24 protein-coding genes and 1 rRNA gene are annotated in these 25,818 nt (G+C 77.9%); 6 read left to right on the top strand and 19 right to left on the bottom strand.

What is annotated here, in order from left to right; translation table 11 throughout:
• Positions 1-25 precede the first annotated feature (25 nt).
• Complete coding sequence (gene ald, locus ACI79F_RS16945; protein WP_456546608.1) at positions 26-1,141, bottom strand: alanine dehydrogenase; 1,116 nt, start codon at positions 1,139-1,141, stop codon at positions 26-28.
• 175 nt (positions 1,142-1,316) lie between these two features.
• On the opposite strand from ald, the gene ACI79F_RS16940 reads away from it, so the two are divergent.
• Both ACI79F_RS16940 and ACI79F_RS16935 read left to right on the top strand, forming a co-directional pair.
• Positions 1,317-1,961 (top strand): hypothetical protein, encoded by a 645-nt coding sequence (locus ACI79F_RS16940; protein WP_456546607.1) that lies wholly within the window; start codon positions 1,317-1,319, stop codon positions 1,959-1,961.
• Between the two features lie 185 nt (positions 1,962-2,146).
• Complete coding sequence (locus ACI79F_RS16935; protein WP_456546606.1) at positions 2,147-2,824, top strand: hypothetical protein; 678 nt, start codon at positions 2,147-2,149, stop codon at positions 2,822-2,824.
• A gap of 87 nt (positions 2,825-2,911) precedes the next feature.
• Here the strand turns inward: ACI79F_RS16935 and ACI79F_RS16930 are convergent, their stop codons facing one another.
• From ACI79F_RS16930 to steA, 8 genes are all read right to left on the bottom strand, one after another.
• The gene (locus tag ACI79F_RS16930; RefSeq protein WP_456546605.1) at positions 2,912-3,511 is read right to left on the bottom strand and encodes an NUDIX domain-containing protein; all 600 of its coding nucleotides are present in this window, start codon (positions 3,509-3,511) and stop codon (positions 2,912-2,914) included.
• A 74-nt stretch (positions 3,512-3,585) separates the two neighbouring features.
• On the bottom strand, positions 3,586-5,346 hold the full coding sequence (locus ACI79F_RS16925) for a CTP synthase (protein WP_456546604.1): 1,761 nt from the start codon (positions 5,344-5,346) through the stop codon (positions 3,586-3,588).
• Entirely contained in the window at positions 5,321-7,738 is a 2,418-nt protein-coding gene (locus tag ACI79F_RS16920; protein WP_456546603.1) for a hypothetical protein, read from the bottom strand. The genes ACI79F_RS16925 and ACI79F_RS16920 overlap by 26 nt, the downstream gene beginning before the upstream one ends.
• Positions 7,735-8,883, bottom strand: coding sequence for a glycosyltransferase family 4 protein (locus ACI79F_RS16915; protein ID WP_456546602.1), 1,149 nt, complete (start codon positions 8,881-8,883; stop codon positions 7,735-7,737). Before ACI79F_RS16915 ends, ACI79F_RS16920 begins: the two co-directional genes overlap by 4 nt.
• Entirely contained in the window at positions 8,880-10,556 is a 1,677-nt protein-coding gene (gene murJ / locus ACI79F_RS16910; protein WP_456546601.1) for a murein biosynthesis integral membrane protein MurJ, read from the bottom strand. Before murJ ends, ACI79F_RS16915 begins: the two co-directional genes overlap by 4 nt.
• Positions 10,553-11,416: a hypothetical protein gene (locus tag ACI79F_RS16905; RefSeq protein WP_456578920.1), complete on the bottom strand. Its 864-nt coding sequence runs from the start codon at positions 11,414-11,416 to the stop codon at positions 10,553-10,555. Before ACI79F_RS16905 ends, murJ begins: the two co-directional genes overlap by 4 nt.
• On the bottom strand, positions 11,413-12,363 hold the full coding sequence (locus ACI79F_RS16900; RefSeq protein WP_456547646.1) for a copper transporter: 951 nt from the start codon (positions 12,361-12,363) through the stop codon (positions 11,413-11,415). The genes ACI79F_RS16905 and ACI79F_RS16900 overlap by 4 nt, the downstream gene beginning before the upstream one ends.
• The gene (gene steA / locus ACI79F_RS16895; RefSeq protein WP_456547645.1) at positions 12,360-13,496 is read right to left on the bottom strand and encodes a putative cytokinetic ring protein SteA; all 1,137 of its coding nucleotides are present in this window, start codon (positions 13,494-13,496) and stop codon (positions 12,360-12,362) included. Before steA ends, ACI79F_RS16900 begins: the two co-directional genes overlap by 4 nt.
• Positions 13,497-13,713: 217 nt before the next feature.
• Here steA and ACI79F_RS16890 point away from each other — a divergent pair, with 217 nt between their 5' ends.
• Positions 13,714-14,574 (top strand): TetR/AcrR family transcriptional regulator, encoded by an 861-nt coding sequence (locus tag ACI79F_RS16890; protein WP_456547644.1) that lies wholly within the window; start codon positions 13,714-13,716, stop codon positions 14,572-14,574.
• 34 nt (positions 14,575-14,608) lie between these two features.
• Here the strand turns inward: ACI79F_RS16890 and ACI79F_RS16885 are convergent, their stop codons facing one another.
• The 5 genes from ACI79F_RS16885 to ACI79F_RS16865 all read right to left on the bottom strand — a co-directional run bounded on the left by ACI79F_RS16885 (position 14,609) and on the right by ACI79F_RS16865 (position 19,378).
• The gene (locus tag ACI79F_RS16885; protein WP_456547643.1) at positions 14,609-15,319 is read right to left on the bottom strand and encodes a methylase; all 711 of its coding nucleotides are present in this window, start codon (positions 15,317-15,319) and stop codon (positions 14,609-14,611) included.
• A gap of 134 nt (positions 15,320-15,453) precedes the next feature.
• Entirely contained in the window at positions 15,454-17,262 is a 1,809-nt protein-coding gene (recN, locus tag ACI79F_RS16880; RefSeq protein ID WP_456547642.1) for a DNA repair protein RecN, read from the bottom strand.
• Positions 17,240-18,274 (bottom strand): NAD kinase, encoded by a 1,035-nt coding sequence (locus ACI79F_RS16875; protein ID WP_456547641.1) that lies wholly within the window; start codon positions 18,272-18,274, stop codon positions 17,240-17,242. The genes recN and ACI79F_RS16875 overlap by 23 nt, the downstream gene beginning before the upstream one ends.
• Positions 18,275-18,317: 43 nt before the next feature.
• Complete coding sequence (locus tag ACI79F_RS16870) at positions 18,318-19,115, bottom strand: TlyA family RNA methyltransferase (RefSeq protein ID WP_456547640.1); 798 nt, start codon at positions 19,113-19,115, stop codon at positions 18,318-18,320.
• Positions 19,115-19,378: a hypothetical protein gene (locus ACI79F_RS16865; RefSeq protein WP_456547639.1), complete on the bottom strand. Its 264-nt coding sequence runs from the start codon at positions 19,376-19,378 to the stop codon at positions 19,115-19,117. Before ACI79F_RS16865 ends, ACI79F_RS16870 begins: the two co-directional genes overlap by 1 nt.
• Positions 19,379-19,611: 233 nt before the next feature.
• Here ACI79F_RS16865 and ACI79F_RS16860 point away from each other — a divergent pair, with 233 nt between their 5' ends.
• Both ACI79F_RS16860 and ACI79F_RS16855 read left to right on the top strand, forming a co-directional pair.
• Positions 19,612-19,950 (top strand): alkyl sulfatase C-terminal domain-containing protein, encoded by a 339-nt coding sequence (locus ACI79F_RS16860; RefSeq protein WP_456547638.1) that lies wholly within the window; start codon positions 19,612-19,614, stop codon positions 19,948-19,950.
• A 136-nt stretch (positions 19,951-20,086) separates the two neighbouring features.
• The gene (locus tag ACI79F_RS16855) at positions 20,087-20,323 is read left to right on the top strand and encodes a hypothetical protein (RefSeq protein ID WP_456547637.1); all 237 of its coding nucleotides are present in this window, start codon (positions 20,087-20,089) and stop codon (positions 20,321-20,323) included.
• Positions 20,324-20,345: 22 nt separating this feature from the next.
• On the opposite strand, the gene ACI79F_RS16850 is transcribed toward ACI79F_RS16855, so the two are convergent.
• Positions 20,346-21,428 carry an HAD-IIA family hydrolase gene (locus tag ACI79F_RS16850; RefSeq protein ID WP_456547636.1) on the bottom strand — a complete coding sequence of 361 codons (1,083 nt, stop codon included), beginning with the start codon at positions 21,426-21,428 and terminating at the stop codon, positions 20,346-20,348.
• Positions 21,425-21,820, bottom strand: a complete 396-nt coding sequence (locus tag ACI79F_RS16845) for a tetratricopeptide repeat protein (RefSeq protein ID WP_456547635.1) — start codon at positions 21,818-21,820, stop codon at positions 21,425-21,427. The genes ACI79F_RS16850 and ACI79F_RS16845 overlap by 4 nt, the downstream gene beginning before the upstream one ends.
• Before the next feature lie 109 nt (positions 21,821-21,929).
• Between ACI79F_RS16845 and ACI79F_RS16840 the strand changes: the two genes are divergently transcribed.
• The gene (locus ACI79F_RS16840; protein ID WP_456547634.1) at positions 21,930-23,252 is read left to right on the top strand and encodes a DUF1015 family protein; all 1,323 of its coding nucleotides are present in this window, start codon (positions 21,930-21,932) and stop codon (positions 23,250-23,252) included.
• A 5-nt stretch (positions 23,253-23,257) separates the two neighbouring features.
• Here the strand turns inward: ACI79F_RS16840 and ACI79F_RS16835 are convergent, their stop codons facing one another.
• From ACI79F_RS16835 to rrf, 3 genes are all read right to left on the bottom strand, one after another.
• Complete coding sequence (locus ACI79F_RS16835) at positions 23,258-23,617, bottom strand: single-stranded DNA-binding protein (protein WP_456547633.1); 360 nt, start codon at positions 23,615-23,617, stop codon at positions 23,258-23,260.
• A gap of 107 nt (positions 23,618-23,724) precedes the next feature.
• The gene (locus tag ACI79F_RS16830) at positions 23,725-24,660 is read right to left on the bottom strand and encodes a hypothetical protein (RefSeq protein ID WP_456547632.1); all 936 of its coding nucleotides are present in this window, start codon (positions 24,658-24,660) and stop codon (positions 23,725-23,727) included.
• 1,040 nt (positions 24,661-25,700) lie between these two features.
• Positions 25,701-25,817: ribosomal RNA gene (gene rrf / locus ACI79F_RS16825) — 5S ribosomal RNA — on the bottom strand.
• Position 25,818 lies beyond the last annotated feature (1 nt).

Genomic DNA, 25,818 nt, shown 5'->3' with positions numbered 1-25,818 from the left:
GCCGCGCGGGTGGGCAGCGTGCTGGTCAGAGGGGCACCTCCTCGAGCGCGACGGCAGGCAGGCCGTGCGCCTCGGCGACCTCGGGCAGCACCACCTGCCCGGCCGCGACGTTGACGCCGTGCGCCAGCGCCCGGTCGGCCCGCACCGCCGCCGACGTCCCCTCGTTGGCCAGGGCCATCACGTACGGGAGGGTGACGTTGGTCAGCGCGTGGGTCGAGGTGTTGGGCACCGCGCCCGGCATGTTCGCCACGCAGTAGAACACCGATCCGTGCACGGGGTAGGTCGGCGCGTCGTGCGTCGTGGGACGCGTCCCCTCGAAGCAGCCGCCCTGGTCGACGGCGATGTCGACGAGCACCGACCCGGGCTTCATGCGGGCCACGACGTCGTCGGTGACGAGCTTGGGCGCCCGTGCGCCCGGCACCAGCACCGCGCCGATCACCAGGTCCGCGTCGAGCACGGCGCGCTCGATCTCGTAGGCGTTGGACGCCACGGTCTGCAGGTGCCCCTGGTAGATCCGGTCGGCCGAGCGCAGCTTGTCGACGTCGCGGTCGAGCACGATCACCTCGGCCTGCATGCCCAGGGCGATGGCGGCGGCGTTCATCCCCGACACCCCGGCGCCCAGGACGACGACCTTCGCCGCGTACACCCCTGGCGCGCCGCCGAGCAGCACCCCGCGCCCGCCGTGCGCCCGCTCGAGCGCGGTGGCCCCGACCTGCGGCGCCATCCGGCCGGCCACCTCCGACATCGGGGCCAGCAGCGGCAGCCGGCCGTCCGCGGTCTGCACCGTCTCGTAGGCGATCGCGGTGGTGCCGGACTCGACCAGCGCCTGCGTGCACTCGCGGGACGCGGCCAGGTGCAGGTAGGTGAACAGCGTCTGCCCGGCGCGCAGCCGCCCGTACTCCTCGGCGACCGGCTCCTTGACCTTGAGCAGCAGGTCGGCGTCGGCCCACACGTCGTCAGCGTCGGCGACGATCCGCGCCCCGGCGGCGACCAGGTCGTCGTCCGGGATCGAGGAGCCCTCCCCCGCCCCCTTCTCGACGAGCACCGTGTGCCCGGCGCGGGTCAGCTCGTGCACCCCGGCGGGGGTGAGCGCGACCCGGTACTCGTGGTTCTTGACCTCTCGGGGGACCCCGACGCGCATGTCCGCTCCCGGTCCGGCCCGGTCCCGAGGTCGTCGGCACCCTGGCCTGTCTCACGGTTCGTGTTCCGGCGTCCCGGTCGGGGGCGCTCCGCGCGGAGTCTAGGAGGGCCGCCCGCCGATCCGCCGGTCGTCGCTCGGCCTGCCGGGCGGCGCGGCCTGACCGACCATGGGCCGCATGCGCCTGTACGCCGAGCGACCGGACAAGCGGCTGACCCAGGTGCTGGGCGACGTCGGGATGCTGGCGTGGGTCGTCCTGTGGGTGCTGGTCGCGCGGGCCGTGCACGGCGCGGTGCACGCCCTGGCCGAGCCCGGGGAGGCGGTCGAGTCCCTGGGCCGCTCGGTCGCCGACAGCATGGGGTCGGCCGCCGACGTCGCCTCCGACGTGCCGGTGGTCGGCGACGAGCTGTCCACCCCGTTCGACGCGCTGGGCTCGGCCGGGGAGTCGGTCGGCGGCGCCGGGCAGGCCGCCCAGGACGCCGTCGGCACGCTCGCGTTCTGGCTGGCCGTCGTCCTCGTCGTGCTGCCGGTGGGCTGGCTGCTGCTGCGCTGGCTGCCGGGGCGGCTGGCCTGGGCCCGGGAGGCGACGGCGGTCTCGCGGCTGATGGAGGCCCGGGACGCCGACCTCGAGCTGCTGGCCGCCCGCGCGGTCGCCACCGCCCCGCTCCCCCGGCTGGCCGCACTGCCGCCGGGGACCGGCGCCGCCTGGCGGGCCGGCGACCCGGCCGCGACCCGCGCGCTGGCGGCCCTGGAAGCCCGGCGGCTGGGCCTTCAGCTGCCCGCGCCGGAGCAGGCGGGCTCCGGGGCGACCGTCCCCGGCTGAGCGACCCGGGCTGCGCCGACGCCTCGGCGACGGTCCGCTCGGCGTCCTCGGCCAGCAGCAGCCCCTCGTCGACCAGGCGCCGGGCCCTCCGCCGGCTCGGCTCAACTCCCGGCCGGTCGGTGCCGATGGTCCGGGCGAGACCGGAGGTGGGGATGGGACAGGCGCGACGGGGCGGGCGCGGGCCGGTGCGTCGACGGCCGGCGCGGCGGCGTCGCTCCCTCGCCTCCGGCGCCGGCACCGCGGCCGCGGCCGTCGCGGTCGGCCTGGTCGTGCTGGGCGCGCCGGCCACCGACCTGGCCGCGCAGGTCTCCGCCTCCTGGGCGCCGTTCCGCGACGCCGGGACGACGGTCGACCAGGTGCCGCAGGTGCCGCGGGTGCCCGACCTGTCCGGCGGCGTCGTCGACCCCGAGCCGCGGGTGGACACCCCAGGGGTCGCCGTGCCGGTGCCGCGGGACGTCGACATCGAGATCGTGCCGCCGACGGTGCCCCGCGGGGTCATCCCGGAGTTCGAGCCGCCGCCGGCGACCTGCGGCGGGTACAGCAGCCCGCGGCGGATCCTGCCCGCCGTCGTCCCCGCGGCCGGGTCGGCCACGCTGAGCTGGATGGCCGACAGCGACAACGACGCGGTGGTCGGCTACCGGGTGCAGGCGGTGAGCCAGCAGCTGGCCACGGGCGCGCAGCCGGAGCCGCCGCAGGTCGTCGTCGGCCAGCGCGACGACTGCGGCGAGGTGACCGCGACGATCACCGGGCTCACCCCCGGCGTCCCCTACGTCTTCTGGCTGGAGGAGCAGGTGTGGGACGAGCAGTCCCAGCGGATGCGCCACCTCCAGGTCGGCACCACGGACCCGGTCCTCATCCCCTGACCCCCTGAGGCATGGGAAGCCACACGCACCTCACGAGCCCCAGGACGTGCGTGAAGCTTCCTGTGCCCCGAGCGGCGGAGGGGAGGGTCAGCTCGCGTCGGCCGGGCGCAGGGACGGGCCGCCGGCGCGGTACCGGTCGGCGGCGAGCAGCCCCACCACCGCGGCCGGGTTGCGGATCTCCCCGGCGAACACCCGCGCGACCGCCTCGGCCAGCGGCACCCGCTCGACGGTCATGTCGAGCTCCTCGTGCTCGACGGTGAACCCCTCGGGGCGGTCGGCGGCGGAGAGCCCCTCGGCCAGGTAGACCAGCACCGCCTCGTCGCAGAAGCCGGGACTGGAGAAGTAGGTGGCCAGCAGCGACCAGCGGTCGGCGGCGAGCAGCACCTCCTCGGCCAGCTCCCGCTTCGCCGTCGCCAGCGGCGGCTCGCCGTCGGCGTCGCGCAGCCCGGCCGGCAGCTCCCACAGGTAGCCACCGACCGGGTGCCGGTACTGCCGCAGCAGCACGACCCGGCCCTCGTCGTCGAGCGCGACGACGGCGACCGCGCCGGGGTGGCGGACCACCTCGCGGACGCTCTCCCCGCCGCCGGGCATCGCGACGGTGTCCAGGTCGAGGCTGATGACCCGGCCGTCGTGCACGCGCTCGCTGGAGACCAGCCGGTAGGCGCCGTCGGCGGCCGGCTCCGTCATCGCTCGACTCCGGGCTCGTTCCGCTCCTCGGTCGTTCCTCGCTGCGAGGCTCGCTCACCCGTCGTCGTCGGCATCTAGATGCCGACCTTCTCGTCCTCGGACTCCTCGACCGGCACCGGCAGCCGCGCGGACTCCTGGAACTCGACGGCGGCCTGCACGAACGCGGCAAACAGCGGGTGCGGCCGCGTCGGGCGGCTCTTCAGCTCCGGGTGCGCCTGGGTGCCGACGAAGAACGGGTGCGACTCCCGCGGCAGCTCGACGAACTCCACCAGCAGCCCGTCCGGCGACGTGCCGGAGAAGACCAGCCCGGCCTCCGACAGCCGGTCGCGGTAGGCGTTGGCCACCTCGTAGCGGTGCCGGTGCCGCTCGGTGATCTCGGTGCTGCCGTAGGCCGCGGCCACGACCGAGCCCCGCTGCAGCGCCGCCGGGTAGCTGCCCAGCCGCATCGTGCCGCCCATGTCGCGCTCGCCGGCGACGACGTCGACCTGGCTGGCCATGGTGGCGATGACCGCGTCGGGCGTCTCGGGGTCGAACTCGGCGGAGTTGGCCTCCGGCAGCCCGGCGACGTCCCGGGCGTACTCGATGACCATGCACTGCAGACCCAGGCAGAGGCCGAGCGTCGGGATGCCGTTGACCCGGGTGTGCCGGATCGCGCCGAGCTTGCCCTCGATGCCGCGGACGCCGAACCCGCCGGGGATGCAGACGCCGTCGACGCCGGAGAGCGCCTTCTCCGCGCCCTCGGGGGTCTCGCAGTCGTCCGAGGGCACCCAGCGCAGCTTCACCCGGCTGCGGTGGGCGAACCCGCCGGCCCGCAGCGCCTCGCTGACCGACAGGTAGGCGTCGGGCAGGTCGATGTACTTGCCGACCAGCGCGATCTCCACCGTCTGCTTCGGCCGGTGCACCCGCTCCAGCAGGTCGCCCCAGACGGTCCAGTCGACGTCGCGGAACGGCAGGCCCAGCCGGCGGACGACGTAGGCGTCCAGGCCCTCGCGGTGCAGCACCTTGGGGATGTCGTAGATCGACGGGGCGTCGGCGCAGGAGATCACGCCCTCGGCGTCGACGTCGCACATCAGGCTGATCTTGCGCTTGAGGGAGGTGCCGATCTCCCGGTCGGAGCGGCAGACCAGCGCGTCGGGCTGGATGCCGATGCTGCGCAGCGCGGCGACCGAGTGCTGGGTCGGCTTGGTCTTCAGCTCGCCGGACGGCGCGATGTAGGGCACCAGCGAGATGTGCAGGAAGAAGCAGTTGTCGCGGCCGATCTCGTGCCGGACCTGGCGGGCCGCCTCGAGGAAGGGCAGCGACTCGATGTCGCCGACGGTGCCGCCGATCTCGGTGATCACGACGTCGACCCGCTCGCCGTCGCCGTCCTCGGCCCAGCCGCCGGCGCCGGCCAGGATGCGGGCCTTGATCTCGTTGGTGATGTGCGGGATGACCTGGACGGTGTCCCCGAGGTACTCCCCGCGCCGCTCCTTGGCGATGACGTCCGAGTACACCTGGCCGGTGGTCACGTTGGCCCGGCCGCCGAGGTCGGTGTCCAGGAACCGCTCGTAGTGCCCGATGTCCAGGTCGGTCTCGGCGCCGTCCTCGGTGACGAAGACCTCGCCGTGCTGGAACGGGTTCATCGTCCCGGGGTCGACGTTGAGGTAGGGGTCCAGCTTCTGCATGGTGACCCGCAGGCCGCGGCTGGACAGCAGCGCGCCCAGCGAGCTGGCGGTCAGTCCCTTCCCCAGGGACGACACGACCCCGCCGGTGACGAAGACGAACTTCGTCGGCTGGGAGTTGTGGAGGAGGCTCCGGGACCCGGACTGATCAAGCGTTCTCGACGGTCGACCCACGGGAGACCACCGTAACACGGTCGGCCTCGCCGTCCGGGCCGGACGAGGAGGTGCTCTCGGCCACGTCGGCGGGGGTGCCGGCGCCCCGCGGCGGGCCCGTGGCCAGCCACACCAGCAGGGGGACGAGCAGGGTCGCGGCGGTGCCGGGGACGGCGACGCCCGAGTCGTTGACCGCGGCGCCCAGGGCGAGGCTCAGCGCCGCCGACAGCAGCGCGGCGCGGACGACGGCGGCGTCGTCGGGCCGCAGCCGCGCCCGCCCGGCCGCGGTCGGCCGGCGCTCGCCCCGGTGGTTGCGCAGCAGCCCGCCCCGCCGGACCAGCCAGACCGCGGCGACGAGCGCGACCGGCAGCATCCAGGCCAGCGGGCTGCGCATGAGGATGTCGAGGTTGGCCTCGGCCTTGCGGCCGACCACCGTCCACGCCTCGCCGGTGAGCACCTGCTCCACGAAGCGGCCCAGGTGGGTGCGGTCCTCGGCCGGGCGCAGCCAGTCCAGCACCGCGACGGTGCCGACGGCGAGCACGGCCAACCCCAGCACGCCGGCCAGCCGGACGACGGTGACCCGCGTGCGGGTGAGCAGCATCGCCAGCAGCACGAACCCCGGCAGCGCGGCGAGCACCCCGCCGAAGTCCCGGCCCAGCGGCGGCGCGCCGATCACCCCCACCAGCACCGCGCCGACGGCGAGCACGGCGAGCCCGGTGACCGCCCGGGCCCGCTCCGGCCGCGCCCGCCGGCCGGCGACGGTGGCCAGGCCCGCGGCGACCAGCAGCCCGGAGACCGACAGCAGGCCGAAGCTGAGGTTGCCGTAGCCGGTGAACCGGCCGGCGACGATCGGGTCGTAGCCCAGCGGCGCCACCATCTCCAGGTTCGACCCGGTGAGCACGTCGCCGACCAGGGTGGCGAGGGTGACGGCGACGACGACGGCGGCCGGGCCCAGCCGCCGGCGCCGCCACGGGCCCAGCGCGGCGACGGCGAGGACGGCGGCGTCCGCGGCGAGCACCGCCGCGGTGAGCGCGGCCAGCGGCGCCCCGGACCGCTCCCACGGCACCAGGCCGCCCAGGTAGGTGGCGGCCGGCAGCGCCGCGGCGGCCAGCGCCAGCGTCCGCACCGCGGCGACCTGCCGGGCGCCGCGCGCGCCGTCGGTCCGCACGCCGTCCAGCCGCCCGTGCCCGCCCGGGCCGGGCCGCAGGCGGACGCCGAGCACCACCGCGCCGGCGACGACGACGAGCGCGGACACGGTGACCAGCGACCAGAAGAAGTAGCCGGTGTTGCGGTGGTGGGTGGTCGCGGCGACGTTGGCGCGGACCAGCGAGTCCACCGCCTCGGCCAGCTCCGGCCGCTCCCCCGAGGCGCGCATCGGCTGGCCGTTGAACGACGCGGGCCGCTCCTCCCCCAGCGCGCGCAGCGCGGTCGGGGCGACGTCGATGAGCTGCGCGTAGGGCACCCGCCCGGTGCTGGCCGAGGTCAGCCAGCCGGCGCCGAAGCCCGGGCCGCGGGCCAGGCCGACGTGCAGCTGCGGGCGGCCGTCGTTGACCTCCGAGATGCCCTGCAGGAGCAGCAGCGTCTCCCCCGGCAGCGCGTCGGCGGCGGCCCGCAGCCGGCCGATCGCCTCGTCGATCCGGGCCAGCGCGGCCGCCCGCGGCTCGGGGTCGGTGCCGTCGTCGGTCTGCTCGACGCCCGGCCGGCCGGCGGTCAGCAGCGCGTCGAGGGAGACCAGCGACAGCGGGCAGCCGGCCAGCAGCGCGTCCAGGCCGGCGGCGTCGGTGGGCAGCACGTCGAGCCGGCTGAGCTCGACGCCGTCGGCGGCCACGGCCAGCGGGGCCGCCCGGCCCACGGTGGTGGCGCAGCCGACGGCCCGCCCCAGCGCGGCCGGCTCGGCGCCGAAGCGGGCCGTGCCAGCGTCGTCGGCGGTGCGCTGCACGGTGGCCCGCGGGTCCTCCAGGCCGACGGCGACCAGCCGCTCCTGCAGGCCGCAGTAGGTGAGCGAGGTGTCCACCGCCGGCTCCTCGTCCACCGGCGGCGCGGTGGGCGCGGCGGGGTCGGCCGGGTCCTCGGGGATGGGCACGGTCGGCAGCGGCACTGGCGGCAGGCCGTCGTCCGGGCCGGGCACGCGCACCCGGTTGCCGGCGCCGACGGTCGCCCAGCCGTCCAGCACGCAGGTGGTGCCGCGGGCGGCCCGCACCGACATCGCGCCGATCGTGGACTCCCCGGCCAGGGCCCACAGCTGCGGCGTCCCCTCGGGGGTGACGTCGGCCCAGGTGAGCCCGGGCACGCCGACGACGAGCACCCGGTCGGCGCGGACGTCGTCGGCGGCGGGGGCCGCGCCGGCCGGGCCCGCCGCACCGAGCAGCAGCGCGAGCACGGTGAGGACGACGGCGACGGCGCGGCCGGTCACGGCGCACCTGCCGCGGGCGGTCCGAGCAGCTCACGGTAGACGGCGACCAGGGTGCGGGCGGTGGCGGCCTCGTCCGGCCAGCCCGCGGCCTGCCGGCGGCCGGCCTCGGCGAGGTCCCGGGCGCGGGCGGGGTCGCCGAGCACGCGCGTCACGGCGGCGGCGAGGGCGGGAGCGTCCCCGACGGGCACGAGCTCGGCGGCGTCGCCGAGCAGCCCGGGCAGGCCGCCGGTGCGGGTGGCCACCAGCGGCGTCCCGGAGCGCAGCGCCTCCTGCGCGGTCAGCGAGCGGGCCTCCCACCGGGAGGGCAGGACGCACAGGTCGGCGGCGGCGAGCAGGTCGGCGACGTCGTCGCGCCGGCCCAGCAGCACCACGGGCAGCCGCTCGGCGGTGATCCGGGCCTGCAGCTCCCCGTGCAGCGGCCCGTCCCCGGCGATGACGACCAGCGGGCCGTCGGACCACTCCCGCGCCGCGTCGAGCAGCACGTCGTAGCCCTTCTGCGGGTGCAGCCGCCCGACGGCGACGACCAGCGGCCGGCCGTCGGGGACGCCGAGCTCCGCGCGCAGCTCCGCCGCGCCGCGCGTGGCCGGCGGCAGCGCGGGGGCGCTCACCGGCGCGGTGCGGACGTCGGGGGCGCCGAGCCGGCGGGCGTTGTCGGCCAGGTCGTCGGAGGCGGCCAGCACCAGGTCCGCGCCGCGCACGGTGGCCCGCTCCGCGGCGCCCAGCACCCGCCGCTTCAGGCCGCCGCCGCCCTCGGGCAGCGCGTTGTGCAGGGTGAGCACCAGCGGCCGGCGGCGCGCGCCGGGCCCGCGCAGCGCCGCGGCCGCGACCAGGCCGGCCCGCAGGCCGTGCGCGTGCACCAGGTCGGCGCCGGCCAGCGCGCGGCGCAGCTGCAGCACCGCCCGGGCGTCGGCCACCGGGTCGAGCCCGGCGCTGATCCCGACCCCGGCGAAGTCCGCGCCGGCGGCCCGGAAGCCGAACAGCTCCTCGGTCGCGGGGGCGCCGCAGACCAGCACCTGCGCGCCGGCCGCGCGCACCGCCGGCAGGACGGCGCGCACGTGGGTGCCCACCCCGCCGGTGCTGGTGGCCAGCACCTCGGCGACGCGGCGTCCGGCCAGGGGCGGGGTGCTGCCCGGGTCAGGGCTCACCGCGCACCTCCCGCCGTCCCCGCCGTCCCCGCCGTCCCCGCCGTCCCCGCCGTCGTGGCCTCCGGCTGCGGGTCGGGGGCCCGCAGCGCGCGCACGGCCGCGGTGAGCGGTCCCCGCGCGGTGCCCATCATGGTGGCCGCCGCCACGACCAGCACGACCACGGCCACGCACGCCCCGGCGAGCAGCGCGCCGAGCGGGCCGGTGCCGGGCACCGGGTCGGCGCCCAGCAGGCGGGCCACGCCGAGCCCGGCGGCCGCGCCGAGGGCCGCGGCGAGCAGCGCCGGCAGCCCGGCCCGGGTCAGCCCGGTCAGCGCGCCGGCCCCGGCGACCCGGGCGACGACGACCAGCAGCGCCGCCCCGGCGACGGTGACCCCGAGGGTGTGCCCGGCGGCCAGCGCGAGCGCCCGGTCGGCCGGGTCCAGCGCGCCGGCGAGGACGACGTCGGCGGCCACGGCGAGCGCCCAGCCTCCGACCACGCACACCGTGGGCGCCCGCCACAGCCCCTGGGCGTACAGCGCCCGGGTGAGGAAGGCGACGAGCCCGTAGCCGAGCAGGCCGGGGGCGAAGGCGATGATCGTGTCGCGCAGCGCGGCGACGGTGCCGTCGTCCTCCTGGAGCAGGAACACCCGGGCGATCGGGCCGGCGGCGCCGACCAGCACCGCGGCGGCCACGGCGGAGGCGACGGTGCCCAGGGTCACCGCCGGCGCCAGCGCGCGGGCGAACCCGGCCCGGTCGCCGCGCTCGGCCCGCTCGGCCAGCCCGGGGTAGGCGGAGGTGGCCAGCGGCACCGCGAGCGCCGCCCACGGGACCAGGAACAGCGTGAGGCCGGCGGTGTAGACGACCTGGGTGCCGTCGGGGGCGTCGGTGTTGGCCAGCCGGATGGCGACGGCCGCGACCAGCTGCTGCCCGGCGAGGGTGAGCACCCCGGCCAGGGCCAGCCGGGCGACCCGCGGGGCGACGCCGACCGGGAAGCGCAGCGTCGGGCGCAGGCCCAGCCGCAGCCGGCGCACCGGCACGAGCAGGCACAGCGACAGCGCCGCCACGCCCAGCGTCGTCCCGACGCCGAGGACGAGCTCGGCCGGACGGTCGAGGTCGCCGACGTCCCGCCCGCCGGCCGAGGCGGCGAACAGCAGGTACGCCCCGGCGACGACGACGCTGGACAGCAGCGGCGCGATCGCGGGGCCGGCGAACCGGCGGTGGGCCTGCAGCACGCCGGCGAGCACGACGGCGAGGCCGTAGAACACCACCTGCGGGGCGAAGACGAGCAGGAAGCGGGCGGCGAGGTCGACCTCCGCGGCCGGGCCGCCGCCGAGCAGCAGCCGCGCGATCGGCCCGGCCAGCAGCGCGAGGAGCACCGCCAGCGGGGTCAGCACCAGCAGCGTCCAGCCGAGCAGGGCCGAGGCGGTGCGGCGGACCTGGTCGCGGTCGCCGGCGGCGATCCCCCCGGCCAGCATCGGCACGACCAGGCTGGCCAGCGCCCCGCCCGCGACGACCTCGAAGACGATGTTGGGCACGGTGTTGGCCGCGGTGTAGGTGTCGCCGGTGCTGTCGGCGCCGACGGCGTTGGTGAACACCAGCGTCCGGCCGAAGCCGGCGAGCCGGGCGAGGACGGTGAGCGCCGCGATGAGCGCGGCCGCGCCGGCGACGCCGCGGGCCACCTGCCGCGCGCTCACGACCGGCGGCGGCCGAGCCGGTCCAGCTCCCGCAGGCCGGGGGTGGCCTCGATGACCCGGGTGAAGCTGACCTCCTCGCTGGCCAGGGTGAGGCCGACGACGCCGGACAGCAGCGCCGCGCGGGCGGGGCGCGACCGGAGCGCGGCCAGCCGCAGGCCCAGCAGCGCGCCGACGGCGTTGGCGCCGCTGTCGCCGAGCATGACCCGCTCGCCGAGGTCGGCGGGCAGGACCGCGAGCGTGGCGCCCAGCGGGCCGGCCGACAGCCCGCCGGCGGGCCCGCCGAGCGTGCCGGCGGCCAGCAGCGCGGCCACCTTGCCGGCGCGGCCGGGGCGCAGGTCGAGCAGGTTGAGCAGGTTCGCGGTGCCCGCGACCAGGCCCGTGGTCAGCACGCCGTCGGCCAGGGCCGCGGACAGCGGCGTCCCGGGCCGGCGGGTCAGCGCCGCGGCCGCGGCCGCGGCGGCGCCGATGCCGGCGACCTTGACCGCGCCGGCCGAGACCCGCCCGGCGCGCAGCGCGCGCAGGTGGCCGGCCAGGCCCTTGTCGCCGGCCTGCTCGGGGCGGGCGCCGGCGAGGTCGTCGTAGCCGCCGACGACCCCGGAGACGCCGCCGACCAGCGCGGCGGCCGCGGCCGTGCCCGGCGGCGCCCCGAGGGCGGCGGTCGCCGTGGCCGCGGCGGCCAGCGCCGGGCCGCCGAGCAGCGACACCGGGCGGCCGGCGTAGTTGGTCCGCCGCCACGGCGCGCCCGCGGGCCGGGCGGCGAGCGCCGCGCCGGCGGCCAGCCCGGCGCGGGCGGCCGCGGCGCCGCCGAGCGCGAGCAGCAGCCGGCGCGGGGCGGGCCGCGGCGGGCGGGGCGCGGTCACGGGGTCGCGGCGGGCACCGGCGGCACGGGCTGGGTGTCCTCGCCGGTGCCGTACTTGCCGGAGGTCCCCTCGCCCTCGGCGCCGAGCGCGAGGACGGCGCTGATCCGCCCGGCCGCGCCCTCGACGTTGTCGACCGTGGACACCAGCGCCGACACCTCCGGGTCCGCGCGGACGACGCCGACCAGGCCGTTCTCGCCGGCCGACGCGGCGTCTCCGGCGACGACGGCGCCGGAGCCGGTGGCGTCCAGGGCGGTGACCAGGTCGACCAGGATGCCCAGGCGCTCCGCGGCGTCGTCGCCCTCGACGACGCCGGCCGTGAGGACGAGCACGTGGTCGGCCGGCTGGATCGACGGCGACTCCTGGGTCAGCACGTCCAGCGTCGAGAGCCCGGAGAGCACGGAGGACAGCTGGGCGGTGTCCGGGGCGGGCACCACGCCGGGCGGGTTGACCAGCACCTGCGCGAGGACGGCGGCGACCAGCTCGCCGGTGTCGTCGGTGGAGGGCAGGGTCACCCCCGGCGGGCGGCCGGTGCCGGTGACGTAGCCCTGCAGGGCGGCGTCGTTGGCCGGGTCGCTGTAGCCCTCGGTCAGCCGGATGGTGCCGGTGACCGTGCCGCCGGCCTGGTCGATCAGCGCCGTCACCGCGTCGACGGTGTCCTCGTCGACGTCGTCGCCGTCCAGCACGAGCGCGACGGTGCGGTCGGTCAGGGTGTCGGCGACCAGCGCCGGGCCCACCGCCTCCTCGAACAGGTCGCCGGTGTCGAGGCGCCCCTGCAGGGCCTGGGTGGTGTCCTCGAGGTTGCGCTTGTCCTCCTGCAGCCCCGTGACCTGGTCCTCCAGGTCGTCGAGGACCCGGCCGTTGAGCGCCGTCGTCCCGATGACGATGCCGAGCGCGATGGCCAGGAAGACCGCGACCAGGGAGACGATGTGGTACCGGAAGTCGATCACGAGAGGAGGTTCTCCAGCCAGAACATGAAGCCGTCCCACTTGTCGACCAGCAGGTCGAAGTAGATCTGCCCGGCCGTGGAGGCGGCCAGGGCCGCGCCGATGGAGACCAGCGCGGCCAGGACGAGGACGACGAGGGTGAGGGTCGAGATGCGGCTGCGGTACAGCCGGCTGACGCCCTTGGCGTCCACCAGCTTGCCGCCCAGCCGCAGCCGGGTGAGGAAGGTCGAGGCCATGCCGCCGCGGCCCTTGTCGAGGAACTCCACGAGCGTCGCGTGGGTGCCGACGGCGACGATCAGCGAGGCGCCCTTCTCGTCGGCCAGCAGCATCGCGATGTCCTCGCTGGTCGCCGCGGCCGGGAAGGTGATGGCGTCGACGCCGAGCTCCTGCACGCGGGCCAGGCCCGGGGCGCGGCCGTCGGCGTAGGCGTGCACGACGACCTCGGCGCCGGAGCGGAGCACGTCGTCGCTGACCGAGTCCATGTCGCCGATGATCATGTCCGGCGTGTGGCCGGCCTCGATGAGCGCGTCCGCGCCGCCGTCGACGCCGATGAGCACCGGCCGGTAGTCGCGGATGTAGGACCGCAGCGCCTGCAGGTCCTCCTTGTAGTCGTAGCCGCGGACGACGATCAGGACGTGCCGGCCGTCGATCCGGGTCCGCACGTCGGGCACGCCGACGCCGTCGAGCAGGAGCGCGCGCTCCCGCTTCATGTACTCCATCGTGTTGGCCGCGAAGGCCTCGAGCTGGGTGGACAGCCCCGCCTTCGCCTCGGCCATCGCGTCGGCGATCGTCCCGGTGGTCTGCACCGCGCCCTTGGCGACCGGCGTGCCGTCGGCCAGGTACAGGGTGTCGCCGTCCAGCCGGACCTGCGCGCCCTCCTTGAGGGCGCCGAACACGTCCTTGCCGACGCCGTCCAGCAGCGGGATGCCCGCCTCGGCGATGATCCCGGGGCCGAGGTTGGGGTACCGGCCGGAGATGCTCGGGGCGGCGTTGACCACGGCCGCGACCCGGCAGGCGACCAGGGAGTCGGCGCTGACCCGGTCGATGTCGACGTGGTCGATGACCGCGATGTCGCCGGGCTGCAGCCGCTTGGTGAGGTTCTTGGTGCGGCGGTCGAGCCGGACGGTGCCGGTCACGCCTGACACCTGCTCCTGGCCCCGGCTCCGTCGCAAGGTGCCGATGCGCATACCCGCGATGCTCCCATGCAGCGGGACGGCACTCTCCGTCCGACGCGCAGCCGCGATCAACCGGTCACGCAGAGTGTGCGACACGACGGGCCGCGCGACACGCGGACGGCGCCCGATCGGTCCGCTCAGCCGGACCGGTCCGTCCCGGTCTCTAGCGTTGGTCCTCGTGACACACGGGGCACCAGCGCTGATCCACCCGGCCGTCCTCGACCCGGACGTCGACCCTGCTCAGGACCGCGTCGACCACGGCGGTGGTGCGCCCGCTGCGGAGGGCGGGACCCCGACGAGCCCGCCCGACCGCGACGCCGGCTCCCCCGCCGACGACGGGGAGGCAGGGGTCGCCGGCGACGAGGACGAGGCGCCCACCCGCGGCCGCCGGGGCCGGCGGGCGCTGCGCGGGCCCGGCCTCCGGGAGCGCCGCCGCCAGCAGACGCGGGCGCGGATCGTCGACGCGGCGGCCGAGCTGTTCGCCGAGCGGGGCTTCGACGCGGTCAGCGTGGTGGAGATCGCCCAGCGCGCCGGCGTGGTGGAGAAGACCGTGTTCAACCACTTCCCGGTCAAGGAGGGGCTGGTCTTCGAGGCGGACCCGCCGATGCGGGCCGCGCTGCTCGACGCGGTGGCGCACCGGCCGGCCGGGGAGTCGGTGACGGCGGCGGCCGGCAGCTTCGTCGTCGCGGCGATGAGCGGGCTGGGCTCGGCGGAGGCGGCGCGCGGGGTCGCGGAGATGGCCGCGGTGATCCGCGGCAGCCGGACGCTGCAGGTGCGCGAGCGGGAGATCCTCGGCGAGCTGACGGCGGCGCTCGCCGCGCTGATCGCCGAGGAGACCGCCGCCGAGCCGGGGGCGCTGGAGCCCTGGCTGGCCGCCCACGCGGTGCTGGGGCTCTACGCCGGGCTGCTGGAGCTGGCCCGCGACCGCGTCCTGGCCGGGGTCACCGGGCCGGCGCTGTCGGCCGAGCTGCGCGCCCGCGGCGACCGCGGCCTGGCGCTGCTGCAGTTCGGCCTGGCCGGCTACGCCAAGCGCCGCTGAGGAGGCGGTGCCGGCCGGTGCGGCCGGCACCGCGTCACAGCTGGAGGGCGCGGGCCAGCTGGGTGGTGCGGTCGCCGGGGATGGCGTCGTCGCAGGTGAACAGGGCGACGGCGACCATGTACTCGGCCTCCCCCGCCCAGCCGCGGCCCTCGGCGACGATGCGGCGGATGTGCTCGGCGACCTTCGGCTCGGCGCTGTAGGGGCCGTAGTCCAGGCCCATCGCGAGGAAGTTGGCCACCCGGTAGCCGAGGTCGGCGGCGGTGCCGAGCGTCGTGACGGGGTCGGAGTAGCTGGGGACGGCGACGATCACGTTGTCGTAGCCGGCCTTGAGCAGCGCCAGCGACAGGTCGTTGCCGTAGTAGCCGCCCCACAGCTCGGGCATCCGGATGTCCCGGTCGGGGGCGGGGATGTAGGGCGGGTTGGCTATGACGGTCCGCGCCGGCGGGCCGCCGGCGGAGTCCGCGCCGTCGAAGAAGTCGCCGAGCTCGACGGTGTAGCGCTCGGCCACGCCGCGGGCGGCGATGTTGGCGCGAGCCTGCTCCACCGACGGGGCGCTGATGTCGAAGCTGCGCACCCGCAGCCCGGGCAGGCCGGCGACGACGTCGGCGATGGCGGTGGCGTCCCCGGTGCCGAGCTCGACCACGCCGTCGCGCTCCCAGCCCAGCTGCTCCCGGTAGTGCTGGAGCAGCATGCACACGCTGAACCCGTAGTGCGCCGACTCGTCGGCGGAGGAGAAACAGCTCACCGCGCGGCCCCGGCGCGGGGCGTCACGAGCGGCCGGGGGTCGTCGTCGACCAGGTGTCGGTTGCGCACGACCGACCCCCTACCCCCGCCTCCGCGCGCTCACTCCTCCCCTCCCCCGGACGGTGGCACGAGCTGTCAGGAACGAGCCGTGGCCGCCACCGCCAGCAGTTCGCGGGCGTGGGCCTGGCCGGTGTCGCTGTCGGCCAGGCCGGAGAGCATCCGGGCGAGCTCGCGGACCCGGTCCTCCTCCTCCACCGCGCGGATGTCGGTGGCGGTGACCCCCGCACCGGTGTCCGGGGACTTGTCGACGACCAGGTGCGTGTCGGCGAACGCGGCGACCTGCGCCAGGTGGGTGACGACGACGACCTGGTGGTCGCGCGCCAGCCGCGCCAGCCGCCGGCCGATCTCCCCGGCCGCCTGCCCGCCGACGCCGGCGTCGACCTCGTCGAACACCATCACCGGCACGGGGTCGGCGCCGGCGAACACGACCTCGATGGCCAGCATGACCCGGGAGAGCTCGCCGCCGGAGGCGCCCTTGTGCACCGGCCGCGGCGGGGCGCCGGGGTGGGCGGCCATGAGCAGCGCCACCTCATCGACCCCCTCCGGGCCCGGCTCCTCGGGGTGGCTGTCGATGGAGAAGGACACCCGGGCGCTCTTCATCGCCAGCCCGGCCAGCTCGGCGCCGACCTCGGCGGCGAACCCGTCGGCGGCGGCGCGGCGCCCCTCGGACACCGCGCGCCCGAGCTCGTCGACCTCGGCGCGGGCGGCGTCCCGCTCGGCGGCCAGCGCCTCCAGCGCCTCGTCGGAGACGTCGAGCTGCTCGAGCCGGCCGCGGGCCTCCTCGGCCCAGGCCAGGACTCCGGCCACGCCCTCGCCGGGGTCGGCGTACTTGCGGACCAGCGCGGTGAGGGCGGCGCGGCGGTCCAGCACCTCGGCCAGCCGCGCCGGGTCGGCGTCGAGGTCGGCCAGGTAGCTGGCCAGCTGCCCGGCCACGTCGGAGACGACGGCGACCGCGTCGGCGAGGTCCTGGGCCAGCAGGACCAGCGTCGGGTCGCCCGAGGCGGCCAGGGTGCGCTCGGCGGTGGCGAGCGCGGCGGTGGCGTCCTGCGGCGGCTCCCCGCCGCCGACCAGGTCGCCGGTGACGTCGCCGACGAGCGCCAGGCGCGCCTCGTCGACGGCCCCGCGCAGCGCGTCGGCGTCGCCCAGCCGGCGGGCCTGGGCGTCGAGCTCCTCGTCCTCGCCGGGCTGCGGGGCGACGGCCTCGATCTCCTCCAGGCCGTGCCGCAGCACGTCGGCGGCCTGGGCCAGCTCGCGAGCCTGCCCCTGCCGCCGCTCGAGGTCGGCGGCCAGCTCCCGCCAGCGGGCGTACGCGGCGCGGTAGCGCTCCAGCAGGGACAGGTGGTCGGCCCCGGCGTAGCGGTCCAGGGCGCGGCGCTGCTCGGCGGGTCGGGACAGCCGCAGCTGGTCGCTCTGCCCGTGCACCGCCAGCAGCCCCTCGGCCAGCTCCGCCACGACGCCGACCGGCACGCTGCGCCCGCCGAGGTGCGCGCGGGAGCGGCCCTCGGCGCTGACCGTGCGGGCGAGGATCAGGCTGCCGTCGTCGTCGGGATCGGCGCCGGCGTCGGCGGCCCGCTCCCACACCGGGGAGTCCTCGGGCAGCAGCAGCCGCCCCTCCACGCCGGCCCGGCCGTTGGCCCGGACCCGGCCGGGGTCGGCGCGGCCGCCGAACAGCAGGGTGAGCCCGGTGACCACCATGGTCTTGCCGGCGCCGGTCTCGCCGGTGACGACGGTCAGGCCGGGGCCGAGCTCCAGGGTGACGTCGTCGATGGCGCCCAGGCCGCGGATCCGGAACTCGGTGAGCCGGCCCAGCCGGCTGCCCGGCGCGGCCGGCGCGGGCACGTCCGCGGCCGCGGCGCCGCGCTCACGCGTGCTCGTCCGCGGCACCGGCCACCTCCTCCCGGCCCCGGTCGGACGCGACGACGTCGCGGGCCAGCACGTTGCGCGCGGACGGGGCCTCGTGCCCGGCGCCGTGCGTCCGCGCGTCGCGGAACCCGCGGACCGGCAGGCCGAACTTGGCCACCAGCCGGTCGCCGAAGCTGGTGGCGTGCACGCGGGCGATCCGCACCGACCGGGCGGCCCGGCGCACCTCCACCCGGCCGCCGTCGGGGACGTCGAGCGACCGGCGGCCGTCGGCGGAGACCCGCGCCCGGTTGCCGTCCGGGGGGATGGCGACGGTCAGCACCGAGTCGGGGCTGGTGACCAGCGGCCGGGCGAACAGCGCGTGGGCGTTGGTCGGCACGAGCAGCAGCGCCTCGACGTCCGGCCAGACGACCGGCCCGCCGGCGGAGAAGGCGTAGGCGGTGGAGCCGGTGGGGGTGGCGAACAGGACGCCGTCGCAGCCGAAGCTGGTCAGCGGCCGGCCGTCGATGCCGATGACGACGTCGAGCACCCGGGAGCGCTCGGCCTTCTCCACCGAGATCTCGTTGAGCGCCCAGGTGCCGCCGACCACCGAGCCCGACGCGTCGAGGACGTCGACCTCGATCGCCAGCCGCTTCTCCACCGAGTACTCGCAGCGCTCGATGGCGGCGAGGGTCTCCTCGACCGCCTCGGGCTCGGTCTCGGCGAGGAAGCCGACCCGGCCGAGGTTCACGCCCATCAGCGCGGCGTTGCTGTAGCGGGCGAGCTCGGCGGCGCGCAGGAAGGTGCCGTCGCCGCCGAAGACCATGACGATCTCGGCGCCGCGGGCGGCCTCGGCGTCGGCGGGCACCACCTCGGCGCCGTCGATGGCGAGGTCGTCGGCCTCGTCGTCCAGCACGCGGACGGTGATGCCCGCGCGGCCCAGGCGCTCGGCGGAGCGGCGGGCCAGCTCCACGATGTCCTTGCGGCCGGTGTGCACGGCCAGGAGCACGTGCCGGGCCCCGCCGGAGCCCCACGCGGTCGCGATCCCGTCTGTCACGTCCCCTCCTCGTCTCGCTGCTGGCGGTGTCCGGCCGGCCGGCTCACCGCGGGCCCTCCTCGACGGCGCGGCGCACGTCGGCCTCCCCGGGTGGGCCGGCGTCGCGGCGCAGGTGGAGGAAGAACTCCACGTTGCCCGCCGGCCCCGGCAGCGGGCTGGCGACCACGCCGGCCGTCCCCCAGCCCAGCTCGGCCGCGGCGCGGGCGACGTCGAGGACGGCGGCGGCCCGGTGCGCCGGGTCGCGGACCACGCCGCCGGCGCCCAGCCGTTCGCGGCCGACCTCGAACTGCGGCTTGACCATCGGCAGCAGGTCGGCGTCGGCCGTGGCGCAGGCGGTCAGCGCCGACAGCACCAGCCGCAGGGAGATGAACGACAGGTCGGCGACGACCAGGCCGACCGGGCCGCCGATCTGCTCGGGCGTCAGGTTCCGCACGTTGGTGCGCTCGTGCACGTGCACCCGGTCGTCGGTGCGCAGCGACCAGGCCAGCTCCCCGTAGCCGACGTCCACGGCGACGACCTCCGCCGCGCCCCGGCTCAGCAGGACCTCGGTGAAGCCGCCGGTGGAGGCCCCGGCGTCCAGCGCGCGCCGGCCCGCCACGGGCACGCCGAAGGCGTCGAGGGCGCCGATCAGCTTGTGCGCGCCCCGGGAGACCCAGCGCGGCTCGTCGGGGTCGGTGCGGACGACGACCGGCGTCCCGGCCTCCACGCCGGTGGCGGGCTTGGTCGCCGCGCGCCCGGCGACGGCGACGCGCCCCTCGGCGATGAGGGCGACGGCGTGCTCGCGGGAGCGGGCCAGGCCGCGCCGCACGAGCTCGGCGTCGAGCCGGCTGCGGCGTGCCATCAGAGCTGGTCGATCGTGCGCAGCTCGCGCTCGAGCCGGGCGTGCTCGGCCTCGAAGGCGTCCACGTGCTCGGCCACCGGGCGCTCGCCGAGGTCGGCGAAGCGCGCGGGGGCGTCCGGGGCGGTGCCGCCCGCGCCGTCCGTGGGGCCGTCCGTCGCGCCGTCGCGGCCCGCTGCGGCCGCCGCCGGCGAGGCCGGCACGGGCCGCGGGGCCGCGCCGCCGGGCGGCCCGGGGACGGGGCGCGGCCGGCTCGGCTCGGACATCGCGGCCGCCTCTCGAGGTCGTCGGGGGCGGGCGGCGTGCGCGGCCACCCGGTGGATGTGGTGGGGTCTGGTCCCCGGCAGCGAGGTTACCGGCCGGGGACGACGGGCACGGCCGCGTCGGCCGGGGACGGACGGCGGCGCGGAGAGACGCCCGGGGCGACCCGCTCCGGGGAACCCGCTCGAGGGAACCAGCCCCGCCGATCAGGTCGGGAACGAGGAGGAGGTCCGCCCGCGTGGCGACGATCGAGCAGTGCATGACCGCGCTCCAGGGGGTCCTGGGCGACCTGGCCGCGAAGCCGGCCGCGCAGGGGCTGGACCGGTCCCTGTCCTGCCGGCTGCCCGACCTGGGGCAGGTGCTGCGCGGCCGGCTGGCCGGCGGCTCGGTGCGGGACGTGCGTGCCGAGCAGGACGACCCGGGGGCACCGAAGGCCGACATCCGGCTGACCATGGACAGCGACGACCTGGTCGCGCTGACCGCCGGGCAGCTGTCCTTCGCGCCGGCGTGGGCGTCCGGCCGGGTGAAGCTGGAGGCCGGGCTGCGCGACATGCTGCGGCTGCGCGCCCTGCTCTGATCCTCCGCGCCTCGCCCTCCCGCTGCGGGTACCCGCAGCGGACCCGGGCACGTCCCGGGCCGCGGGGCCTTCCGCAGGGCCGCCGCGGTCGCCATGCTGTGCGGCCGTGCCCCGGAGGAGAGCGAGCAGGTCGGCGGTGTGGCGGCTGCGCCTCGGGATCGCGGCCGTCGTCCTGGTCGGCGTCGGCATCATGGTGGTGGTCGCGGGCAGCGGGATCGGCCTGGGGATCGCCGTGGCCGGCGCGGCCTGCCTGGTCGCCGCCGTCGCGCTGGACCTGGCGAGCCGCCCGGTCCGCGAGTGGCTGCGCGGGGGCGATCCCGACGGGGCCGCGCAGGGCCTCTGGCTGAGCCGGGAGCTCGGCGAGCGGGACTAGCGCGCCCCGCGGTCGCCGCCGGTCAGCCGGTGAGCTCCCAGCGGCGCAGCGCCTCCCGCGCGGCCTCGTCGGCCGCCCGGACGGCGGCGGACGCCACCTGGCGCGGGGAGGCGTCCCAGTGGGCGACGCAGAGCGCGCGCAGGCCGTCCAGCCCGTCCGCGGGGGATGCCTCGGGCCTCCGCTCCCCGGCGCTGCCGAGCAGCAGGCCGTCGGGCCCGGACTCGGCCCACCAGTCGCCGCAGCGCCGGCGCCGCCCCTCGGCCACCACCGGCGGGTGCGCCACCAGCATGCCCGCGCAGTCGGGGGCCAGGAGGTCGGGCCGGCGATCCGGCGCGGCGGCCAGCAGGCCGGCCGGTCCGGTGACGCCGGTCAGGACGAGCAGGCTCGCGGCGCCGGCCCGGCGGGCGCCCTCGATGTCGGTGTCGAGCCGGTCGCCGACCACCAGCGGCGTGCGGGCGCCGGTGCGCCGCACGCACTCGGCGTGCATGGCCGGATCGGGCTTGCCGGTCACCAGCGGCTGCTGACCGGTCACGCCGGCGACCACGCCCACCATGGCGCCGTTGCCCGGCAGCGGGCCGCGCGGCGAGGGGATCGTGGCGTCGGCATTGGTGGCCACGTGCCGGGCGCCGGCCCGCACCGCGACGACGGCCTCGGCCAACTGCGCCCAGCCGACCTCCCGCCCGTAGCCCTGCACGACCGCGACCGGGTCGTCCTCGGCGCGCGTGACCACGGTGAGCCCGGCGGCCCGCAGCGCCACGGCGACGCCGGGCCCGCCGACCGGCAGCACCCGCGCGCCGGGCCCCCACCGCTCGGCGACCACCGTGGCGGCGGCCTGCGAGCTGGTGATGACGTCCTCGGCGGCGGCGGGCACGTCGAGCTCGGTGAGGTGGGCGGCCACCTCCTCGGGGGTCCGGGCGGCGTTGTTGGTGACGAAGCCCAGGCGCATGCCGGCGTCCCGGGCGGAGGCGAGCGCCGCGGGCACGCCGGGGACCGCATCGGGGCCGACGTAGACCACGCCGTCGAGGTCCAGCAGCGCGACGTCGTGGACGACCGCCGGCGGCCGCGGGCTGCCTGCGGCCAGCGGGCCCCGCGCCGGTCCGCTCATCGGGCGCCCCGCGTGCGCCGCGCCCGGACGCCGCGCAGCTCGCGGGCGTAGTGCCCGAGGTCGGGCCGCAGCGCCACGGCCAGGGCCAGGTGCTCGGCCGCGAGCTCGAGGTCCCCCGCGCGGCTCGCGGAGAGCCCGAGGCCGAACTGGGCGTAGTCGTCGGCGGGGTCTCCGGCGATCAGGCGGGTGAAGCTGTCGATCGCCTCCTGGTAGCGCCCGGCGTCGTGCTGCGCCCGGGCCAGGGCCTCGAGCAGGCTGCGGGACCCCGGCTCGGCCTCCGCCGCCCGGGCGAGCAGGGTCGCCGCCGCCGCGGGGTCGCCGCTGGCCAGCAGCTGCAGTCCCCGCTGGTACCACTCGTAGACCCCGCCCTCGGGGCTCCTCGCCTCGGTCACGGTCCCGCCCTCCCGTCCGGGCGGCTCGCGCCCATCCCGCCCGGTGCCGCCGGCCCGGACCGATGCCGTCCCCGGCGGACCACGGCGGGCCGCTCCTACGATCTCCGCTGTGCCACCCACGCCGCCCGTCCCCTTGCCCACCGGGACGACGGGGCTGGACGTGCTGCCCTTCCGGGCGCTGACCTACCGGCGGCACGACCCCGAGCAGTTGGCCCGGGTCAGCTCGCCAGCCTACGACCTGGTGACCGCCGCGGCCCGGCACCGGCTGGCCGCGGCCGATCCGCACAACGTCGTCCGGCTGATCCTGCCGGAGCTCGGGGCCGGGGATGCCGCCGACGCCCCCGACGCGCCGCGCGCCGACCGCATCGTGGCCCACGCCGCGCGCACGCTGCGGGAGTGGGAGGCCCACGGCGTGCTGCAGCGGGACGACCGGCCGGCGCTGTGGGTCTACGAGCTGCGCCCGGCCGACGGGACCCCGGCCACGGTGGGCTGGCTCGGCGCGGTGGCGCTGCCGCCGGAGGGCTCGCGGGCCGTGCTCCCGCACGAGGACACCTTCCCCGCCGCGGTCGAGGGCCGGCGCGCCCTGCTGGCCGCGACGGAGACGGACCTGGAGCCGATCGTCCTGGCCCACGACCCCGATCCGGACGTCGCCGCGCTCACGGCCGCCGCCAGCAGCGGCGAGCCGGACCTGCAGCTCGTCGACGCCGACGGCGTCCGGCACCGCCTGTGGCGGGTGGTCGACGAGGCCCTGCTGCGCGACGTCCGCGCCGGGCTGGCCCGCACCGCGGCCGTGATCGCCGACGGCCACCACCGCTTCGCCGCCGCCCGGGCCCACGCACGGGAGGTCGCGCCGGAGGCCGAGCAGCACGCCGTGCTGGCGCTGGTGACCCCGATGGGTCCCGGTGGCCTGCGGGTGCAGCCCATCCACCGGGTGCTGCCCGGCCTGGGGCTGGACGCGGCCACCGCGGCGGCCGCGCGCGGCTTCCGGGTCACGCCGGTCGAGGCGCGGGACGGAGCGGCCCTCGCCGACGGGGTGCGGCGCTGGCAGGGCGACCCCGCGCAGTCCGGCTTCCTGCTCACCGACGGCCGCCGGCTGGTCCACCTGGACCGCCCGGACGACGCCGTGCGGGCGGAGGTGCCCGCGGAGGCGCCGCCGGCGTGGCAGCGGCTGGACGTCGTGCTCGCGCACCACGGTCTGTTCCAGCGGCTGTGGGGGCGGGGCGACGGGCCCGACGACGTCCTGGTCGCCCACGACCTCGAGCAGGCACTGGGCCTGGCCGCCGCCCGGGCCGGCGTCGCCGTGCTGCTGCGGGCCCCCTCCCCCGCCGACGTCGCCGAGGTCGCCCGCGCCGGCGCCCGCATGCCCCGCAAGTCGACACTGTTCGTCCCCAAGCCGCGCACCGGGCTGGTGTTCCGCCCGCACGACGGCTGAGCCGGTCACGCGGAGGCGCTGGCCGAGCCGCCCGAGAGCCGGGTGACCTTCCGTCCCCGCCGGCACGCCACCTCGACCATCGAGGCCGTCCCGGTGGGCGTGCGCCAGAACCGGCGCTGCAGGGCGCCCTCGACCTCGACGACGTCGCCGGGCTCCCAGGCCGCGACCCGCCGTTGCAGCGCCCGGTCGAAGGTCACGCACTGGAGGACGTCGACCGACTGGCCGCGGGCCCGCGGCTCGGGCCGGCGCACCGTGAGGCGGAAGGACACCACCGTGTCCCCGCTGGGCAGCTCACGGTGCTCCGCGGCGGCGGCCAGGCGCCCCCGCAGCACCACGTCGTTCCGGTCGATCACTGCGACGCTCATGACAGGCAGCCTCCCGGCGGACCGGCCGTGGAGCACCGGTCCGCCGGAGGCTGTGGACTGCCCCCGGCGATGTGGACGGCCGGGCGGGTCCCGTCGGTGGGCCGTGCTCAGCGGCCGCGGTCGTCCCCGGGGTCGTCGGTCCCCTCGCCGTCGTCGTCGGGGTCCAGCTCGCCGAGCAGCTCGGCGACCTCGGCCTCGATGTCCGCCTCCGAGGTGCCCGGCAGGTCCAGCAGAGCGTCCTCGTCGTCCTCGTCGTCCTCGTCGTCCTCGTCGACCGCGTCGTCCTCGTCGACCGCGTCGTCCGCGTCGAGCCCGTCGGTGCCCGACGCGTCGACCGGGGCCGCCGGGTCGTCGGCGTCCTCCTCGGCCGGCGGGAGCTCCTCCTCGCCGAACGCCACGTCGTCCTCGGGACGGGCCGCGGCCACGGCCTCCTGCCAGCGGTCGGCGGCCGGGTCGCCTGCCGCCGCCAGCAGGTCGGCGTAGGCGGTGACCAGGCGGAGGACGCCGTCGTCGCCGAGGTCCAGCCCCTCCAGGCGCGGACGGCCGCCCAGCGCCTGCTCGAGCACGAGCAGGGCGGCGGGGAGCTCCCCCAGGTCGGCGCGGGCGCCGGCCTCCACCAGGCGCAGCTCCGTCGTCTCGTCCGCGGCGGCCCGGTCGCTCAGCGCCTCGCGGACCAGGCGCAGGGCGACCTCCGGCCGGCCCAGCGCACGCTCGCAGTCGGCCAGGACGGCGCGGTAGCCCTCGTCGCCGCTCATCCGCCGGTAGGCGCGCAGCTCGCGGGCGGCCTCGGCGTAGTCGCCGGCGTGGTAGGCCGCGACCCCCACGGCCTCGCGGACGACGGCGATGCGCGACGCCCGGTCCCGCGCGGCCCGCGCGTGCGCGAGCGCCTCCGCGGGCTCCTCGTCGACCAGGGTGCCGGCCGCCACCAGGTGCCCGGCCACCCGCTGGGCGTTGCGCGGCTCGAGGCCACGCAACGCCGCCCGGACCGCGGGGTCCAAGTCGCGGGGGTCGGCCCACTCGGGGACCTCCGGGCCTGCCGGCATCGGCGGCGTGCGCTCGGTGTCGCGGGGCCTCGCGGGGCGCTCGGGCCGGCCACGCCCGGCGCTGGGCCGACGGTCCGCGCCCGCGGGGCGGCGGTCGCGCCAGTCCCCACCACCGCTGCGCTCACCGGCAGGGCGCCGCTCACGCCAGTCCCCACCACCGCTGCGCTCACCCGCGGGACGCCGCTCACGCCAGTCCCCACCACCGCTGCGCTCACCCGCGGGACGCCGCTCCCGCCAGTCCCCACCACCGCTGCGCTCACCCGCGGGACGCCGCTCACGCCAGTCCCCACCACCGCTGCGCTCACCGGCGGGACGCCGCTCACGCCAGTCACCACGCCCCGCGGCACCGCCCTGACGCGGACGGTCCCCCCAGGCCCGAGGAGCGTCACCCGGCTGCGCACGGCCACCGCCGGCCCCCGAGGCGCCGCGGCGGCCCCCGGCGGCGTCCGAGCGGTTCCGGTCGCTCCCGGCCCCGCGGGGACCCTGCCGGTCCCCCGCGGGGCGCCCAGGCCCGGACCAGCCGCCGTCACGCCCCTCGCGCCGATCGGGCCGGTCCTCGCGGCCGGCCGACGGGCGTCCCTGGCCGGCCACCCGGTCCCGACCGCCTCGGCCTGTACCCGGGCGGCTCTCGGACGGCCGGCGGTCACGCCAGTCCCCCGGCTGGCCCGCCCGGGACTGCTCGCCGCCGCCAGTGCGCGGCCGGTTCTCGCGAGCCGGCCGCTCGTCCCACCGGCGGCCCTCGCCGCCCTGACCCTGTCCACGCGGCCCACCCCGGGACTGTCCCGAGCCGCCGCGCTGCGGGACCGACCGCCCGCCCCGGCCGGACTGGCCGCCGCCCGACGCCCCGCCGCGGCGGGGGCCACCACCTGCACCCCCGCTCCGTCCGTCGCGTGCGCCGTCTCGTCGCGGTCCAGTCATGTGAAGTCGATACCTCGGAGGTCATGAGGGCACTCGTCGGACGACGCGTGCCGGTGAAATAGGCGGACAACGCAGAAACGGGGGCCGGAGCCATTGGCTCCGACCCCCGTTCTGGAATGGTTGTCCGGCGGTGTCCTACTCTCCCACCCCGTCTCCAGGGCAGTACCATCGGCGCTGAGAGGCTTAGCTTCCGGGTTCGGAATGGGACCGGGCGTTTCCCTCTCGCCATGACCGCCGTAA

Source organism: Blastococcus sp. SYSU D00868 (genome assembly GCF_054050575.1).
The sequence above is the reverse complement of the archived record's forward strand: the minus strand, read 5'-3'. Positions and strand labels throughout refer to the sequence as shown.